Source organism: Paraburkholderia phytofirmans (assembly GCF_046028095.1).
Lineage (GTDB): Bacteria > Pseudomonadota > Gammaproteobacteria > Burkholderiales > Burkholderiaceae > Paraburkholderia > Paraburkholderia phytofirmans_A.
This window is the reverse complement of record NZ_JAQQDJ010000008.1, coordinates 74,596-90,353: the sequence shown is the minus strand read 5'-3', so window position 1 is coordinate 90,353 and position 15,758 is coordinate 74,596. Positions and strand designations below refer to the sequence as shown.

Sequence of the window (15,758 nt, the reverse complement as noted above, 5' to 3'; positions counted from 1 at the left end):
CTGTATGCCGTCCCCAACCAATAAGTCACGCCTTCCCCCTCTCAACGCGCTGCGGGCATTCGAAGCCGCCGCGCGTCATCTCAACTTCCGTGTCGCTGCAGAAGAAATAGGCGTCACTCAAGGTGCGGTTGCTCAACAGGTGCGCAATCTCGAAGATGTTCTTGGACATCGGCTGTTCGAACGCCTGCCGCGCGGGCTCGCGCTAACTACCAATGGTTCGCTTTACTTCTCATCGGTGCAGCGCGCGCTGACGATCATCGCGAACGCAACTGAAGCGCTCGCGCACCGGGCATCGAGTTTGACGGTCAGCACGACGCCTTCATTTGCGTCGAAATGGCTTATCCCACGGCTGGCAACGTTTACGGACGCTTATCCATCCATTGAAGTGCGCGTGATCGCGGATCAACAACTCTCGACTTTCAAAGGCGATGGCGTCGATATCGCGATCCGCCACGGCAAACCGCCTTTCGGTAAAGGGCTAGCTGCCGATCCACTCTTTCCAGTCGACATCTATGCCGTCTGCAGCCCTTCACTGGCCGACTCGAAACGGCCTTTGCGGAAGCCGTCGGATCTGAAACGTCACGTTTTGCTGCATGATTCACATGACCTGTGGCCCGAATTTCTCGAAGCGCTGAACGAGGGAGGACATGTCGATGCGAGTAAGGGCCCTCGATTCAGCCAGTCCGCCCTTGCAATCGATGCCGCGATATCTGGCCAAGGCGTCGCTCTGACCAGCGAACAACTCGTGGAACGGGATCTCGCCGCCGGCCGCCTGCGCCGCCTCTTCGATTTCGCGCTGCATCTCTCGCTCGGCTATTACGTCGTCTATCCCGAGGACCGGCGCGATTCGGAGACTGTTCGGGCAATGCGAGACTGGCTGATCACGCAGGCTCAATATGAACTAAAAGCAGCGACAACAGCAAAGCGATCGCGACGAGGCAGTAGAAAAACTACTGCCAAACCGGACAAATTATGATTCGACGGCGGCTGTCCATAAAATTAGAATATCGGCGCACGAGTGTCTTCCCTCGTTGAATCCGTCATACCCCCATCGCAACGGCTTCGCGCGACTCAAGTGAATCGCTCCCACGGCATCGCAATTCGCACCGGAAATGCAATCCATGAACACATCCTATTCGAATCGCCAATGGTTCTATGTAAAACGTCCCACGAGTCGCGTTGGATCGGAACACTACGAGCTTCGTGAAAGCGAAATCTCGGGACCGTTGGCGGAAAACGAAGTCATCGTCCGCGCGCGGTATATCAGCGTAGACCCGTACATTCGCATCCAGCAGCACGAGCGCAATACGTATGACGTGCCGCATCCCCTCGGCATTGTGCAACGCTCGGGTGTCGTGGGCGAAGTGGTCGAGTCGGCCAGCCCGCTGTTCACCAAAGGCGACTGGGTGTCGGCTTATTCGGGTTGGCAGTTATATGCGCGGTGCCATCAGAGCGAACTGACCAAACTCGACCCGGCAAGCGCGCCCGTTTCTACGGCACTCGGTGTGCTCGGCATGCCGGGGCGTATCGCGTGGTTTGGCCTCATGGAAGCGGGCCGGCCGCGCCCTGGCGATACCCTGGTTGTTTCCGGCGCGGCCGGGGCCGTGGGCTCGCTGGTCGCACAGTTCGGAAAAAAGGCGGGCTGCAAGGTCGTGGGCATTGCCGGTGGTCCAGACAAGTGCCGATTCCTGCTCGACGAACTGAAACTGGACCGCGCGGTCGATTATCGGGAACACAAGACGCACGAAGACTTGACGAGCACGCTGCTCGAAGCTACCGGAGGGGTGGACGTTTATTTCGACAACGTCGGCGGCCCGATCACGGACGCCGTGATCCCGCTCATCAAGCGCCGGGCCCGCATCGTGATTTGCGGAGCGATCAGTCAATACGACGGTGGTTTGGACACGCCGGACGTGGGCCCACGATTTCTACAGCACATGCTCTTTCAGCGCGCCACTATCCAGGGCGTGCTGGCAAGAGACTACACCAATCGTATGGACGAAATGGTGGCGCAGGTGGCGCCTTGGGTTAAGAGCGGGGAGATCGTATTCAAGGAGACTTTCGTCGATGGATTCGAACAACTGCCTGCTGCGCTGAATAGCCTGTTCGAAGGCGGCAACATCGGCAAGTTGCTTGTGCGGGTTTGAAAGAATTCGTTTCGCGCCCGTAAAAAGGTCAAGACCTGCGGTGATGGCGAAGTTCGCGCCCCGCGTAAACCGATAAAAAAAGACCTATCAGCATGGCCGCTACGGCCAATGACTCATCTTGCCGTCCCAAGGGCACCGGTAACTCCGCACAAAGCCAGAGGCCCGCGCCCACTAGCGTCATAACAATGCCGAAGATGAACCCCCACACTGGCTTCGCCGTATCCGAGCTTGCTAATCTGTGAGACATTTTCATCGCGATCCCCGTCACGTGCCGACGTCTTCTGACTGCCGTATCCTGCGAATCCCTTATTCGCAAAGTCCGAGGCTAGCGTAAGCGGTCAAAAAAACGGAGTCGACAAGCCAAAATTCAGGCATTGCGGGGCGTGCCAGACCAAGTCGAAGGCGAGATGATCCGAATCGCGCTTCACGCAGAGCGGTGCACAACGGCGCACGTCAGTAATGGCTACGCCGCCAAAGCGTCGACGGCGCGTCGAGCAGGTGACGCAAGCCGCTGCGTTCGAGTATCTGTTCCGCGGCCGCGGTAACGCGTTCCAGTATCTCGCCTTCGTCGACCGTCAACACGCGCCGTCCGAGGCGATTGCCACGTTGACGCCGGCGTCGATCAACTCCGGCACCGGGCAGCGTCCGATGATCGATATGATCGCGCTCGGGTTGGTTCTGAGCATCGCATGTCCGGCGTGCGTGTGCGCATCGATCAACCCGGGCAGCACGGCCTTGCGGCGCGCGTCGATCACCCGATCCGCGCAGTATTGCGACGCAAGCGCCGACGTATCGCCGACGGCGACGATGCGCTCGCCCTTCACCGCGACGGCGCCATCTTCGATCACACGGCGCTGCGAATCGACAGTGATCACACAGCCGTTTTTGATCAGTACATCGACCCGTTCCCGATTGTCCATACGCGAATTCTCCTCCCTGTGCGTTGTCTTTCTGAAGCCGTTACGTTAAGCCGCCGCGACCAGTTCGCCGTTGCGCGCGACGATGCGCCCGTTGGCCACCACCAGCTTGCGCCTGGGCCGGGCGACCACCGCTTGCGCGATGGTTTCCGCGTCGACCAGCACGAGGTCGGCCCTCGCGCCGGCATGCAGCCCGTAGTCGCGGAAGCCGCAGCCGCGCGCCGCCGCTGCACTGACGCAATCGAATGCGATGGCCAGTTCGTCGTCGCGGCGCATGTCGTAGCGCAGGCCGATCAACATCGCGCGTTCCAGCATGTCGGGCGAGCCATATGGCGTCCACGTATCGCGAATGCCGTCGTTGCCACCAAAGATCGTGATGCCTTTTTCCCGGCAGATCTTTAATGGCGGAACCGGACGCGACGGCGGCGCCGAGGTCAGGAGCGCCACATTCAGACGCGCAATCCGTTCGAGCAGCACATCGCGTTCGCGCTCCGGCAACGCGCCCAGACAGAACCCATGGCTGACCACGACCTGCCCTTGCATACCCAGCGCCTCGACACGATCGAGCAGCAGTTTGAGGCTGAACGCGCCGACCTCGCCGGGCTCGTGCAGATGGATATCGATCGGCTTGCGATAGCGCTCCGCGAGCGCGAACGTCAGGTTCAGCGACGCGACCGGATCGCCGTCGATCAAGGCCGGATCGAGTGCGCCGAGCACGTCCGCGCCGTCGGCGAGCGCGCGGTCCAGCAGCTCATCCGTTCCCGGACGGCCCAATACGCCCGACTGCGGAAACGCCACGATCTGTATGTCGAGCATGTCGCGCATCGTCTGCCGGGTTTGCAGCACGCCTTCGAGGTAACGCAAACCCGCGTCGGTATCGACGTCCACATGCGTACGCAGGCGCGTGGTGCCCGCCTGCACGAAGGCACGCGCAAGCGCGAGCGACTGCACGCCCGCGTCGTGACCCGACTCCTTGCGCCAGCGCCGCTCATTGTTGATCCGGTCGAGCAGCGTCGCGCCGACCTCATTGCGATACCACGGCCGGCCCCAGTTGGTTTTGTCGATATGCGTGTGCCCTTCGACGAAACCAGGCAGCAGCAACGCGCCGCCGCCGTCTTCCACGGCGGCGCCCGGTTGCGGCGCGAGGTCCGGACCGAAAGCGGTGATGCGGCCGTCGGCGATCGACACGGCCACCTTCTGGCCGTCGCTTAGCCGAACGTTGGAAATGACGAGAGAAGAAAGAGAAGATGTCATGTCGATGTGATGGAAGTAGCCATACGGGCCCGCACTACACGCTGCACGGCACTGATCGCAATGAAAACCACTGCGTTCGCAAATAGCGCGACGAGCCCCGGATTAATGGACGTCAACGTGGCCGGTGCGCCGGGGAACAGGGACGCAAGGGTCACGCCCCGCCAGCTTACGAGCGCGAGCACAATTGCGCCAGCGACAATCCCGCCGAATGCGGCCTCGCGGGTGCCGAACGGGCGTTTCAGGAAACTCGACGCGAGCATCGGAAGCAGCTGCGTCAGCAGGCTCGACGAAAAGATCGCCAGCGTGACGAAGTTGCCCTGCCGATCAGCGTGAAGTAGCCCACGACCAGTGTGAACAGCGGCAGCGCGTGCGGGCCACGCGAGCGACCTGCTGCTCGGTGGCGCGCGGCGCGAAGCCTTCGCGATAGATGTTCCGCGCGATCGTCGTCGACGCGTTGAGCATGATCAGCGAACCCGGCACGAGCGCGGTGAGGAGCCCCGCGCCGCCGACAATGCCGACGAACCACGGCGCGAAAGTCTGCTTGACGAGACGAAGCAGCGCCAGATCGGTCTGCGCGCCGGCGAGCCCGTTAACGGTCAGCGTGGCTGCAAAACCGGCGAGGAACAGGAAGGCGATCAGCACCTGATAGATCGGCATCGTCACCACGTTGCGGCGCAGCGCCTTCGCGTCGCGGGCCACATAAACGGCCGTGAAGGCCGGGCGAGCGGCAAGACCGATGGACTCGCAGAACCATGCGTTCTTGAGACTGAAGCATTTCGAGTCACGCGATGCGCTCGTGACGGAAGCTTTCGTCATGGCGTTGCAAGACATCGAGCATATCCAGGACACGCTCAAGACGGTACCCCAGCGCGCATTGAGCACCTATGTGTCAGGAAGCCATCGGGCCAACGTTGGCAGAGGGTGCCCAATTTCAGCGCTGGTCGACGGCGTGGCGCGTGCTCCCGATGCAACCCGTGACGTGTTCACCGAACGTGTCAGCGAAATCATCAATCTGCTATGAGCAGCGTGTTCGGTCGGACCGAATTCGGGGGCAGGCTGTTCAACGCGCAATCTGTGCGGACGAGCGGCACCGCGGCGCACATCGCCTCTCTATCAGCCGGCTTCGCCCACCTCTTTCGGATCGGGCAGTTTTTCGCCGCTATTCGGTTTCGGCGGCTCCGGCTCATTCTTCAGCGCATCTTTTTGTTCGTCGCTCAACCGTCGGTCTCCGGCAGTCGGATCCGTCTCGGTCTGGCGTGGCGGCGTTGGCCGGGAGGGTTCGGTAGTCATATAAACTCCATTCAGGTAGGTAGACTGTTGACCGTCAGGTGCGTGATTCTTCTGTAGCAGCATGCGGCGTGCCGCATACCCGCGAACCTGGCCGAGCGCTAGCGCCTCCCCGCTTGCGCTATCTATGGCCTCGCTGATCTATGCCCTGACAGATTGCATTCGATGAAAGCCCGACAACAAGGAGACGACCGTGCCCGACCTCTCTTCACAAAAACTGGACGAATACGCTGCGACATTCGAACGCGATGGAATGGTTGTTCTGAAACACCATTTTCCTCCGGCGTTACTCACAGTCTGGCGCGAAGCATTCGAGCCGTTGCTCCGCGAGCGCGTCGCCTCGCAGACAACTGCGGTGCGCGGAGACAACCGGCACTACATCACCCTCCCGTTCTCGGGTGTGTTCGCCGACGAACGCATCTTTTGCGACCCCGCCATCCTCGGTATCGTCGAGCGGGTGGTGGGTGACGACCCGGTGATGTGCCAGCTAGCGACCGATACGCCGCTAAACGGCTCGACGTATCAGGACATCCATCGCGACACGCCTCCGCTGTTCGACAATCAGCCGGAAATGCCCTCCTTTCAGTTGGCGGTCAATTTTCCCTTGTGCGACGTCTCCTCCGGGAACGGTCCTTTTGAGACCACCCTAGGCACGCATCGCATGCGTCCTGACGAGGCCATGAAGGCCTGGCGCGAGAACCGGGTCGGCTTGCAGGCCGTCCACATGGAACTCGGCGACGTCATGGTGCGGGACGTTCGGGCGCTGCATCGAGGTACACCGAACACGACGGATCAGCCGCGTCCTATGGTGGTGATCGGCTACAGCAGGAGCTGGTATTTTCGACCCGAGGTTCATATCGATGTGCCGGCCGACGTGGACGAGCACCTGAGCCTCCGGGCAAAGCGGCTACTACGCTATATGCCGCGAGTAGATCGACTAGACGCTCCCCGCGCGCCGGAGGCGTATCAGAAGTTCGCCTATTGAGGCAGTCTCGGAGACTTGGTACGTGAGCGTGGAGGGGGCAATCCGAGCACTGCACGAAGCGCGGCAACGCATGGGACGTGGTGTACCCGCCGGTGACGGAATCCGAAATCCTCGCGACCAGACATTCATGGCCACTATTCGAGTAGGCTGGCTTCCAGCTCTGCGGGCGACCTTGTGAGTACCAGTGTCGCCCCTCGGATTCAGGTCCGCGAACGTGAAGCCGATCAGATGCTGGTTGCGCCGATTTTTCGAACCTCCAGACCGTACTCGACCCAATCACGGAAATCGTCATGTCGGGGCGTTATATCGACCGTGTCGTGACTGAAGGAGACCGCCTTCTGTTCCAAAGCCGTGTTTGCGTAACAGAAACAGTACTGTACCCGACGTCGGCAGTGGCGCCGGTGAAAGGCGCGAGACGCAAGCGCCGCGTACGGCGCCCTACCTCACAAGCCTCATCTCCCGCTCGTATTGCCCACTTCTAGAAGAAGTGGTTCATACCGAACGAGAAGCCGGTCTGCTTGCTATGCAAGGACGGGTTCAGCGTTGCATTGGTCACGTAGCCGCCCGTGAAATGCGTATAGTCGACATCGGCATAAAGCTCAGTGTTCTTCGAAAGCGAATAGCTGACGCCCAGGATGGCCACGTCCTTCCTGCCGTCCACGCCGGCTGTCGTGTTGTCGTCGTCGTAGTAGGCACCCGTTACGCTGAAGGCCGCCGACGCCTTGTAGCGGAAACCGCCCCACAGGTACTGGTTGCGCGTCTCGCCGTGCACGGTTGCGGGAACGGCTTGCGTGGCGAGCGAATAGCCGCCCATCAGATCAACTGGACCGAGCGTCACGGCGCCGCCCGCAGTGTACTGATTGTTGGCAAAATACGCGCTCGATGTAGCCGACAACGGGTTCGAGCGATGCGTATAGCCTGCGCCGAACTTGAATAGCTTCGTGTGATAGTTCACGCCGCCCGCAACCATGGTGCCGCTAGCCAAACTGCCCGCCACGCCCCCTGGTGCATAGACGGCGCGAGCCGTCCACGGGCCGAAGTCACCGTGATAGTGAATGGCGTTGTCGTCCCGGCCGCTTGCGCCGCCCGAAATCGCCGCCGCTTCGGTAATGCCCAGATAGTGCAGGTCGAACGGTTCGAAGTCCTTGATCAGCCTATGCTGCAGCGTGAACTGGTGGCCGATGTTGACCTGGCCAAACGGTCCGCCGAATCCGACGGTCGACGTACGCTGGAACAACTGGTTGGTCGTACTGCTGTTCGCACCAGTCGAAAGAATGTAGCCCGCTTCGAGATTGAAGCGGACGTAGTATCCGCCGCCCAGGTCCTCGACGCCGAGAAAACCCCAGCGATTAGACTTGTAGACGCCGTTCGATGCCATTGTCAGCGCCGCGCCGCCTGCTTTCGTACCGTTCACGACATTGCGCAGACCGCCATCCAGCGAGCCGTACAGCGTCACGCTGCTTTGCGCGTGCGCGGCACCGCCCGACAGTCCCAACAAGGTTATTGCGGCTAGCGAGCGCCGCAGGCCGATCCTGCGTGCGCCGCTACCTGTTGCTCCAGACTCAGACATATCTCCTCCATTGAAATCTTTACTTTGCGAGGCAGAAGGATGTGCCGTGCGCCGCACTCCTCCGTGCCGTCACTCGCGGATGCGCGAGGCATTCGCTCTCGCGTCGCAACACGCAACCGATCAGAATTGCGTGCGAAGACCGCCGCCGATCGTGGTGCCGGTCGACATCCTGCTCGCGCGATCGGACAAAACCGCCGCATAGACGTCAGTCCGTTTCGACAACGGATAGTCGTACGAGAGCGCCCACGTATTGCGATAAACCGAGCTATGGCCGGAACTCTTCGAATAGGCATCCGAACCAAGAATCCTGCCGACGCCGACTGGAACCGCGAAGCCGATCTGGCCGGTGTCGACGTCGACGTCGCCGGTCGAAATGGCATCCCGGATGTGCTGGTACTGGCCGTAAAGCTTCAGGAAATTCATGTCGTACGACACGCCGAGATTCACCACCGACTGCGTCGTCAGTCCGGGCAACACCGTGCCGAGGTCGCCGGCGTTCAGGCTGTACTTGATCTGCTGATACACGACCGACGTCGCGAACCCGCCGTTGTTGTACGAGACCTGGCCGCTCCACTTGTTCTGGCCGAGATGGCCGGGCTCATTGCCGAACGAGTACATTGCGCGCCCGACGAGGCCGTTGTACGACGGCGAGGCGTAGTACACGGAGTTCCACCATTCGCCCGCGTTGCCGAACACGCCCTGGCCGTTCACGCCGACGTAGCTTTGCAGCACGATCGGCGAGAACACGAACGAGTTGAAAAACGGATTGAACGTGATCGTCGAAAACCATAACAACGGCGGGATCAGACCGGCGGTCGCCGTACCATAACGACCGGTCACGCCCACATACGCGTTACGCGAGAACAAACCGTCGTGCGGGAATCCCGTGCGGCCCATCGCACCAGTCTGGATATTGAAGTAGCCTTCAAGGTCGAAAACGACCTTCGTGCCGCCGCCGAGGTCCTCCGTCCCCCGCAAGCCGAAGTAAGGCGCCGTCATGCCGCCGTTGCCGGCAATCACGCTCGACTGACCGTTCATCGGTTTCTTGTAGCCGACGAACGCGTCGAGAAGCCCATAGAGCTGCACGCTCGATTGCGCATGCGCCGCCTCGGCAAACAGCGCAGCGCCGACCACGAGCGCTGTTGCCCCGAATTTCAAATTCATCTTTGTCTCCTGCCTGTCCAAACCCGAATTCATGGCTGCGAAGCGGTGTGCGCTCGAACACGTTGATATGCGTCGAAGCAGGCCCTGCTGTTTCGCTCTCTTTTATTGATAAGTGTTACTAAATATCAGATCAGCAATACCGGCTTCCCGGACGTTCTCGCACAATCGGCGAAACGGATTATGCGGAGATAGGTCCAGACGGACAGTCCGCCCGGACCAATTCGTCGCCTTGCCTATATCTGATTCGGTGTACGCGACGGTGCGGCCGATGGCGTGTTCGACGCCTTCTGCTTCGAACAAAGAAGCGAGTGCAATACGACGAGAGTCAAACCGCCGGAAATCACCGGCTGCTGAAGCACGAGCTGGAGCATCAGCGGCATTGCATGAATGACTTCCGGCGAGATGAAGAGGCCGCCGAGCCCAACGAGAAACGCAAGCCCTGACGCGATCAGCCGGCGATCGTCCCAATCCACCTGCGCGAGAATATGCACGCCGTGCATGAAGACGATGCCGAACAGCAGCGTTGCGGCGGCCGAGATCACGGGAATCGGCACGACGACGAGCAACATATCGAACTTCACACAGCCGCCCAGCACGATCAGGAGAATGCCGGCAGCGAGTGTCACGTAGCGCGAGCCGACGCGCGTCGCTCGCAGAATGCCGATGTTGTCCGGATACGCAATCGTGCTGAAGCCGCCGCAGACCGCGGCGACGACCGAGCCGAGCGCGACGCCAAAGAGCCCTTCGGACATGCGGCCAGGACTCAAGGTCTCGTCGCCCCATTCGGCGACGGCCTGGTACAGCGCCATCGACCCCATGCCGGCAGGAATCAGCACGAGCAGGAACACCGCGACGAGATCGGGGCGCACGCCGAAGCCGAACGGAAAGATGCGCGGCTCGACAAGGAACGGCGCAGCCGCCACCGCCGCGAACGACACTGGCTGGAACAGCGTATAGGCCAGCGTGCCGAGCGCGAGTCCGAGCAGGATCGCGACGCGCCGCAGGCGTAGTCCGCCCCACAGCATTGCGAATACGATACCGGCCACCGCAACGGCGCCCGAAAGGAGGTTCACGACCGGAAAGCCCGGGCTTCTGGGGTTGCCGATCCAGGTCGGCAGCGCGACACTTGCAATCTGCACCACGATCAGCATCACGATCATTCCGGAGATGATCGGCAGGCGCAAATGCCGCGCGAACATGCCCGCCACGCTGCGCCCGCGGATCGGCACCGTCAGCAGGCACCAGATCAGCGAAGCGGCAAAGAACGACCCGAATGCGGTACCGAGGCCGCCCGCCTGCAAATGGCCGACCGTCAAAAGCGCGCCAAAGCTCCCTGCGTAAGGACCCTGCGCGATCGGTAAGCGCAACAGCAGCACCGATTGCAGAATCGTAATGATCCCGCACGTCATGAAGGTCATCCCGTACAGGTATGCGATCTGCGGATCGGATAGATGAAATGAACGACCCAGAAGTCCCGGAAAAACGAACATTCCCGTCATTCCGAACACGTTCTGCAGTGCGAGCACAGCCAGTTGCGGCAGCGGCAAACGCTGGTTGATTCCGATATCGAATACGCGTGCCGGCGGATTGTCCGCGGTGCTCGTTCGCGTTGAAACGCCGGATTTCGGCATGTGTGTACTCAAGGTGTGTTCCATTGGACCAAAACGAAAACCTGTCAGGCGACGCACGCCCGCCTCGGCCGCGCCGCTTTCGTCCTTCGAATGCGATCGCCCGAAGGAAGCAGCTGCATCCCAACGGCGGATGAATTGCTCGCCGTATGTCTTCAGGGATCCTCAGTTGTCGAGCGGAACGCCCTTTGTCTCGGGACCGAACCAGATCGACACCATGCCGACCACAAAGAGGAGCGACACCGCAGCAGAAGCCGCAGGAAACGACCCGAACTTCGCGACCACCGCGTTGCCGGCGATCGGGCCGATACTCGTCAGCGCACGGGCCATGTTCCAGCAGAAGCCCTGACCTGTCGCGCGGACTCGGGTCGGGAACAGTTCCGGCAGATAAGCGGCGAACGTGCCGAATGCGCCAATGACGAAATAACCGTACACGGGCATCAGCCATAGCACTCCGCTGACATCGTGCACCGTCAGAAACAGCACGAGCGACACGATGAGCGATCCTAACGAAAAGATGAAGTACGACATGCGCCGGCCGAATGCGTCGAGCATCCAGATCAGCGTCAGATAGCCGAGCGTCGCGCCGATCATCATGAGAATGAATGCGTAGCTGACCGTATTGCCGACGTCGCGATGATCGGTGGCCGCAGCCGACAGTTGATGAATCCAGCTCGGCAGAAACGTGAGACCGCCCCAGCAGCCGAGCATGGCCGCCGACGAAACGACCACGCCGATGATCGTCTTGCGCCGCAGCCCGGGCGCAAAGATCGCGGTGAAGGTTTGCATCGCCGATTCGGCGATGACGCTGTCGCGCACCTGCACCCAGCGCTGCGGCTCGGGCACGAAGCGGCGCACGAGAATCGTCACGAGCGCGGGCGCGGCGCCCACGCCGAGCACGACGCGCCAGCCGAAGCGGCCGAGCAGCAGATTGTCGAGCGCTGCGGCGAGAAAGCCGAACGCGAACGCCATCTGCATGATCTGCATGGCGCGAGCGCGTTGCCGGCCCGGCCACGATTCGGCGACGAGCGCAGCGCCCGCAGCCCATTCGCCGCCGATGCCGAAACCGGCCATCGCCTGCGCGACGGCAAGCTGCGGCCATGTTTTCGCGAATGCGCTCAGCAGCGTGAAGGCCGCATAGATCAGGATGGTCCAGCCCATGATGCGCGAGCGGCCGAGCCGGTCGGCGGCCACGCCGAAAAGCACGCCGCCGATACCCCACGTGAGCAGCTTGCCCGCGATGATGTAGCTGCCGATCTTGCTGATTTCCGTTGCGTCGGTGCTGTGCAGCAGCTGGCTGACGCTCGGCACGAGGACGAGCGTGAAGAGATTCAGGTCCATCGAATCAAACATCCAGCCGAGGAACGCCGAAATCAGCGCCAGCCACTGGTAGCGCGACAACCTGAAACCCTGCGCGTCGGCCAAAGCTGCCGACGCCGCCTTGGCGCTCTGCGATGTGCCCATTGTTCCCGTCTCCTGATCTACCGCCGCAAAGGGCGAGCGATTTGATTGACACGGGTCTCATGGCCCGCTTATGTCACTGGGCGCAGTATAGCGTAATGCAATTAGATTGCAATACAGATTATTGTATTACGGTCTGAGAATCGACAGCGCGTGTACGTCGACCAGGGTGGCAAGACGGGAAGAGCAGGAAATTTGCGCAGGCCGCACCGCCGCTACCCGAACTTCGCCGGTCGTGCCCAGTGGATGGGCACGAAGCAGCTTCGAGCAAACGCGCGTGCGGTCGACCTGAACGATTCAGGTATTGACCGCTACAGCCAGCACCTCAACCGCCAGCCGTTCGGCCTGTTCGACATGGTGCTTGCAAGCCGCCGCAGCCGCGTCGGCGTCGTTGCGCATGACGGCGTCGACGATCATCGCAATCTCCTCGTAACTCTGCTGAAGGCGCCCTTCCTGTGAGAGCGTCGTCGCTCGTAACATCATGACTCGCGTATGGACGAGACGCAGCATCTCGGTCAGCACCGGATTGCCGGCGCCTTCGAGCATCACGTCATAGAACTGTGCCTTCTGCTTCAGGAACCGCATGGTGCCCTCCTGCCCCTGCATGTCCCGCATCGACTCGAGTTCCTTCAGCGCCGCATTCAGCGCAGCGCGCTGGGCGTCGGTCGCCCGTTCGGTGAACTGGCGGCCCGCCAGCGCCTCGAGTACCGCGCGCACTTCATAGAGACCCTGCGCCTCGTCCGCTGTCATGACGGAGACGATCGGACCTTTGTGCGGAATGATCTGCACAAGCCCTTCGGCCACTAGTTGACTCAACGCTTCACGTACGAGCGTGCGGCTTACGCCAAGCATTTCGCAGAGTTCACGCTCGATCAGCCGGTCGCCCGGCTTGAACGTGAGATCACTAATACAGGCGCGCAAACCGTCGATCACTTGCTGGCGCAGCGTTGCCACCGGCCGCACTACCAGTCTGTTGGTATTCATTCCGTCCCTTTGCCGTAAAAATAAGCAGCCGCTGTTCTTCGTAATACAATCATATTGACATTCGACAGCGAAGCTCCGATACTGCCTCTCATTATACAATCCTACAACCGCTGGATAAACCCGAAGGATACTCATGGAAGACATCACGCTATCCGAACGTCGTGCCATCGGCGCCAAGATCCGCAAGGAAGTGCTGGGCGCGAGCCACACTCAGAGCAACGCGACCCCCCATCTGTTCGACAATGTGTTCCTCGAATACACGGAAGACGTGTGCTGGGGCAACGTGTGGAACCGCGAGGGCCTCACGCGCGCCACGCGCAGCATGCTGAACCTGGCCATGCTGGCGTCGCTCGGCCGCTGGCACGAATTCGAAGTCCATACCCGCGGCGCAGTGAACAACGGTGTGACGGAACAGGAAATTGCCGAGGTCGTGCTGCAAGCCGGCGTCTATGCAGGCATTCCTGTCGCGGCAGAAGGGTTGCGCCGGGCGAAGGCCGTCGTGCTCGACCTGAAAGCAAGAGCCGCGGCGACTGCCTGATTGGTGGGCGATTCGCCAAGGCCCTCCGCGATACGTCGCCTCATTCCACGCTGTATGCCTCGTGGTCCCGGGGGCGCAGGCGTTACGCGCTGTGGGTTGCCGGCCCGGTAGCCGAGCGCGAAGCACCTGTCACCCTCGCGCATTTCCTGTATAAGCCATGTCTCATTCAACTTTCTGCGAAATTCAGGCCGGCCGCATTGCCTACTCCCGTCGCGGGACGGGCCAGCCGCTGGTTCTTCTTCACCCGATCGGCGTCGAGCGGAGCTGGTGGGACGAATACGTCGACCATTGGGCCGCATCGTATGACGTCATTGCGATCGACATTCGCGGCCACGGCGAGTCCAGCTTCGTCACTTCTCCCGTTACGCTCGCCGACCACGCGGCCGACGTCGCCGCCGTGCTGCGCAAGGAGCGCGTAAGCGGTGCCACGCTGATCGGCGTCTCGATGGGCGGCATGATTGCGCAACGTATCGCGATCCAGTTTCCGGAACTCGCCGGCGCGCTGATTCTTTGCGGGACGGCCGGCAGCTTCCCCGACGAAGTGCGCCCGCGCATTCTCGCGCGCGGCGACATGAGCCGCCAGGGCTCGATGTCCGAAGTGATCGACGACACGATCTCGCGCTGGTTCGCCGCCGACACGCCGCGCCCCGACCTCGTCCAGAAATGCCGCGCGCGTCTGGCCGCCGACGACTGGTATAGCTGGAGCGCGAACTGGCAGGCGATCTCGCTGCTCGACAATCTCGCTGAACTGCCGGCAGTGAGCGCGCCGGCGCTGGTCGTCGCGGGCGATGCCGACGCGAGCATTCCGCCGGCGCTATCGCAGAAGATCGCCGACGCGTTGCCTGCCAGCCGTTTCGTCGTCATTCCAGGCGCCGCGCATTTTGGCGCATTCGACATGCGCGAAATCTTCGCAACGGTATTCGACGATTTTCTGTCGGGCCTTGCTCAATGAAATGAAACGCTAGCCCGCCCGCGCGCGAGGACCGTCTCACGCGCCGTGCGGCTCGGTAGTGACCGAATAAGTGGAGCGGCGCCCGCCCGGGCCGATCGCTCCGAGGAGGCAGTATGGCAATCACAATCCGTTCGTCTTTCACCGTCGATGCACCGCCGTCGGACGTCTGGAAGACCATGATCGACATCGAACGGTCCGCGCCGTGTTTTCCGGGCGCGGAACTCAAGGAACAGCAGCCCGACGGCAGCTACAAGGGTGGCTTCACCGTCAAGCTCGGTCCGCTCACGCTCAAGTTCGCGGGCAAATTCAAGATCGCTGAACAGAACGATGCCGGGCGCACGGTCGTGGTGTCCGCAAGCGGCACCGACACGAAAGGCCGCGGCGGCGCCGATGCACAGATCAACGCCGCGGTCACCGACGCGGACGGCGGCAAGACAAAGGTCGACGTCGTTTCGGACGTGAACCTGTCGGGCACGGTCGCGCAGTACGGTCGCGGCGCCGGGATGATCGAGGCGCTCTCGCAGCAACTGCTGAACCAGTTCGCGAAAAATCTGACCGCGCTGATCGAGTCGGATGCGGCCTACGCCGCCGAGACCGCCGCACCTGCGCAAGCCGCCGAATCCGCTCAGATCGGTCAAGCCACTCAAACCGCAGCGCCGGACACGGCTAGCGAGCCCGGTGCGCCGAACACGGCTGCCACGGCGGATGCGCCGCGCCCGGCCGCCGAAGCGCGCCGCCCGCCGCCCGCACCTGCGCCGGTCGTGCCGCTCGACGCAGGTGCTCTGATGCGCAAGGCAATGTGGCAGTCGATCCGGAATTTCTTCGCGCGGCTCTTCGGCGTCAAACAGCATCATTGAAGAAGCCACCGCTG

At 61.7% G+C, this 15,758-nt stretch carries 18 protein-coding genes; 7 read left to right on the top strand and 11 right to left on the bottom strand.

Annotated features, from left to right (window positions below; genetic code table 11):
* Nucleotides 1-4 precede the first annotated feature (4 nt).
* Both gcvA and PQR54_RS22330 read left to right on the top strand, forming a co-directional pair.
* Nucleotides 5-976 carry a transcriptional regulator GcvA gene (gene gcvA, locus PQR54_RS22335; RefSeq protein ID WP_408249420.1) on the top strand — a complete coding sequence of 324 codons (972 nt, stop codon included), beginning with the start codon at nt 5-7 and terminating at the stop codon, nt 974-976.
* A 136-nt stretch (nt 977-1,112) separates the two neighbouring features.
* Nucleotides 1,113-2,147 carry an NADP-dependent oxidoreductase gene (locus PQR54_RS22330; RefSeq protein WP_408249418.1) on the top strand — a complete coding sequence of 345 codons (1,035 nt, stop codon included), beginning with the start codon at nt 1,113-1,115 and terminating at the stop codon, nt 2,145-2,147.
* 453 nt (nt 2,148-2,600) lie between these two features.
* Here PQR54_RS22330 and PQR54_RS22325 read toward each other — a convergent pair whose 3' ends face one another.
* From PQR54_RS22325 to PQR54_RS22305, 5 genes are all read right to left on the bottom strand, one after another.
* Nucleotides 2,601-2,729 (bottom strand): hypothetical protein, encoded by a 129-nt coding sequence (locus PQR54_RS22325; RefSeq protein WP_408249416.1) that lies wholly within the window; start codon nt 2,727-2,729, stop codon nt 2,601-2,603.
* On the bottom strand, nt 2,723-3,067 hold the full coding sequence (locus PQR54_RS22320; protein ID WP_408249414.1) for an amidohydrolase family protein: 345 nt from the start codon (nt 3,065-3,067) through the stop codon (nt 2,723-2,725). Before PQR54_RS22320 ends, PQR54_RS22325 begins: the two co-directional genes overlap by 7 nt.
* A 45-nt stretch (nt 3,068-3,112) precedes the next feature.
* The gene (locus PQR54_RS22315) at nt 3,113-4,318 is read right to left on the bottom strand and encodes an amidohydrolase family protein (RefSeq protein WP_408249413.1); all 1,206 of its coding nucleotides are present in this window, start codon (nt 4,316-4,318) and stop codon (nt 3,113-3,115) included.
* Nucleotides 4,315-4,578: a hypothetical protein gene (locus PQR54_RS22310; protein ID WP_408249411.1), complete on the bottom strand. Its 264-nt coding sequence runs from the start codon at nt 4,576-4,578 to the stop codon at nt 4,315-4,317. The genes PQR54_RS22315 and PQR54_RS22310 overlap by 4 nt, the downstream gene beginning before the upstream one ends.
* A 64-nt stretch (nt 4,579-4,642) precedes the next feature.
* The gene (locus PQR54_RS22305; RefSeq protein WP_408249409.1) at nt 4,643-5,134 is read right to left on the bottom strand and encodes a sodium:solute symporter family transporter; all 492 of its coding nucleotides are present in this window, start codon (nt 5,132-5,134) and stop codon (nt 4,643-4,645) included.
* Between PQR54_RS22305 and PQR54_RS22300 the strand changes: the two genes are divergently transcribed.
* The gene (locus PQR54_RS22300; RefSeq protein ID WP_408249407.1) at nt 5,133-5,339 is read left to right on the top strand and encodes a hypothetical protein; all 207 of its coding nucleotides are present in this window, start codon (nt 5,133-5,135) and stop codon (nt 5,337-5,339) included. The genes PQR54_RS22305 and PQR54_RS22300 overlap by 2 nt on opposite strands.
* 92 nt (nt 5,340-5,431) lie before the next feature.
* Here the strand turns inward: PQR54_RS22300 and PQR54_RS22295 are convergent, their stop codons facing one another.
* Nucleotides 5,432-5,608, bottom strand: a complete 177-nt coding sequence (locus PQR54_RS22295; protein WP_408249406.1) for a hypothetical protein — start codon at nt 5,606-5,608, stop codon at nt 5,432-5,434.
* Nucleotides 5,609-5,798: 190 nt separating this feature from the next.
* On the opposite strand from PQR54_RS22295, the gene PQR54_RS22290 reads away from it, so the two are divergent.
* Nucleotides 5,799-6,590, top strand: a complete 792-nt coding sequence (locus PQR54_RS22290; protein ID WP_408249404.1) for a phytanoyl-CoA dioxygenase family protein — start codon at nt 5,799-5,801, stop codon at nt 6,588-6,590.
* A gap of 478 nt (nt 6,591-7,068) precedes the next feature.
* On the opposite strand, the gene PQR54_RS22285 is transcribed toward PQR54_RS22290, so the two are convergent.
* From PQR54_RS22285 to PQR54_RS22265, 5 genes are all read right to left on the bottom strand, one after another.
* Nucleotides 7,069-8,160, bottom strand: coding sequence for a porin (locus PQR54_RS22285; RefSeq protein WP_408249402.1), 1,092 nt, complete (start codon nt 8,158-8,160; stop codon nt 7,069-7,071).
* A 120-nt stretch (nt 8,161-8,280) separates the two neighbouring features.
* On the bottom strand, nt 8,281-9,324 hold the full coding sequence (locus PQR54_RS22280; protein WP_408249400.1) for a porin: 1,044 nt from the start codon (nt 9,322-9,324) through the stop codon (nt 8,281-8,283).
* A 233-nt stretch (nt 9,325-9,557) separates the two neighbouring features.
* Nucleotides 9,558-10,955: a uracil-xanthine permease family protein gene (locus PQR54_RS22275; protein WP_408249398.1), complete on the bottom strand. Its 1,398-nt coding sequence runs from the start codon at nt 10,953-10,955 to the stop codon at nt 9,558-9,560.
* A 162-nt stretch (nt 10,956-11,117) separates the two neighbouring features.
* Complete coding sequence (locus PQR54_RS22270; protein ID WP_408249396.1) at nt 11,118-12,416, bottom strand: MFS transporter; 1,299 nt, start codon at nt 12,414-12,416, stop codon at nt 11,118-11,120.
* 294 nt (nt 12,417-12,710) lie between these two features.
* Nucleotides 12,711-13,397 (bottom strand): GntR family transcriptional regulator, encoded by a 687-nt coding sequence (locus tag PQR54_RS22265; protein WP_408249394.1) that lies wholly within the window; start codon nt 13,395-13,397, stop codon nt 12,711-12,713.
* A gap of 133 nt (nt 13,398-13,530) precedes the next feature.
* Here PQR54_RS22265 and PQR54_RS22260 point away from each other — a divergent pair, with 133 nt between their 5' ends.
* The 3 genes from PQR54_RS22260 (at nt 13,531) to PQR54_RS22250 (ending at nt 15,744) form a co-directional block, all read left to right on the top strand.
* On the top strand, nt 13,531-13,935 hold the full coding sequence (locus PQR54_RS22260; RefSeq protein ID WP_408249392.1) for a carboxymuconolactone decarboxylase family protein: 405 nt from the start codon (nt 13,531-13,533) through the stop codon (nt 13,933-13,935).
* 157 nt (nt 13,936-14,092) lie between these two features.
* Complete coding sequence (locus tag PQR54_RS22255) at nt 14,093-14,887, top strand: alpha/beta fold hydrolase (protein ID WP_408249390.1); 795 nt, start codon at nt 14,093-14,095, stop codon at nt 14,885-14,887.
* Nucleotides 14,888-15,000: 113 nt separating this feature from the next.
* Nucleotides 15,001-15,744, top strand: a complete 744-nt coding sequence (locus PQR54_RS22250) for an SRPBCC family protein (protein WP_408249388.1) — start codon at nt 15,001-15,003, stop codon at nt 15,742-15,744.
* Nucleotides 15,745-15,758: the final 14 nt, after the last annotated feature.

Excerpts from the sequence above, each read along its gene's own strand:
- PQR54_RS22250 (WP_408249388.1), top strand. The coding sequence starts at position 15,001 with ATGGCAATCACAATCCGTTCGTCTTTCACCGTCGATGCACCGCCGTCG.
- PQR54_RS22260 (WP_408249392.1), top strand. The coding sequence starts at position 13,531 with ATGGAAGACATCACGCTATCCGAACGTCGTGCCATCGGCGCCAAGATC.
- gcvA (WP_408249420.1), top strand. The coding sequence starts at position 5 with ATGCCGTCCCCAACCAATAAGTCACGCCTTCCCCCTCTCAACGCGCTG.
- PQR54_RS22265 (WP_408249394.1), bottom strand. The coding sequence starts at position 13,397 with ATGAATACCAACAGACTGGTAGTGCGGCCGGTGGCAACGCTGCGCCAG.
- PQR54_RS22295 (WP_408249406.1), bottom strand. The coding sequence starts at position 5,608 with ATGACTACCGAACCCTCCCGGCCAACGCCGCCACGCCAGACCGAGACG.
- PQR54_RS22280 (WP_408249400.1), bottom strand. The coding sequence starts at position 9,324 with ATGAATTTGAAATTCGGGGCAACAGCGCTCGTGGTCGGCGCTGCGCTG.
- PQR54_RS22300 (WP_408249407.1), top strand. The coding sequence starts at position 5,133 with ATGGCGTTGCAAGACATCGAGCATATCCAGGACACGCTCAAGACGGTA.
- PQR54_RS22255 (WP_408249390.1), top strand. The coding sequence starts at position 14,093 with ATGTCTCATTCAACTTTCTGCGAAATTCAGGCCGGCCGCATTGCCTAC.
- PQR54_RS22275 (WP_408249398.1), bottom strand. The coding sequence starts at position 10,955 with ATGCCGAAATCCGGCGTTTCAACGCGAACGAGCACCGCGGACAATCCG.
- PQR54_RS22330 (WP_408249418.1), top strand. The coding sequence starts at position 1,113 with ATGCAATCCATGAACACATCCTATTCGAATCGCCAATGGTTCTATGTA.
- PQR54_RS22310 (WP_408249411.1), bottom strand. The coding sequence starts at position 4,578 with ATGCTCGCGTCGAGTTTCCTGAAACGCCCGTTCGGCACCCGCGAGGCC.
- PQR54_RS22320 (WP_408249414.1), bottom strand. The coding sequence starts at position 3,067 with ATGGACAATCGGGAACGGGTCGATGTACTGATCAAAAACGGCTGTGTG.
- PQR54_RS22285 (WP_408249402.1), bottom strand. The coding sequence starts at position 8,160 with ATGTCTGAGTCTGGAGCAACAGGTAGCGGCGCACGCAGGATCGGCCTG.
- PQR54_RS22315 (WP_408249413.1), bottom strand. The coding sequence starts at position 4,318 with ATGACATCTTCTCTTTCTTCTCTCGTCATTTCCAACGTTCGGCTAAGC.
- PQR54_RS22270 (WP_408249396.1), bottom strand. The coding sequence starts at position 12,416 with ATGGGCACATCGCAGAGCGCCAAGGCGGCGTCGGCAGCTTTGGCCGAC.
- PQR54_RS22305 (WP_408249409.1), bottom strand. The coding sequence starts at position 5,134 with ATGACGAAAGCTTCCGTCACGAGCGCATCGCGTGACTCGAAATGCTTC.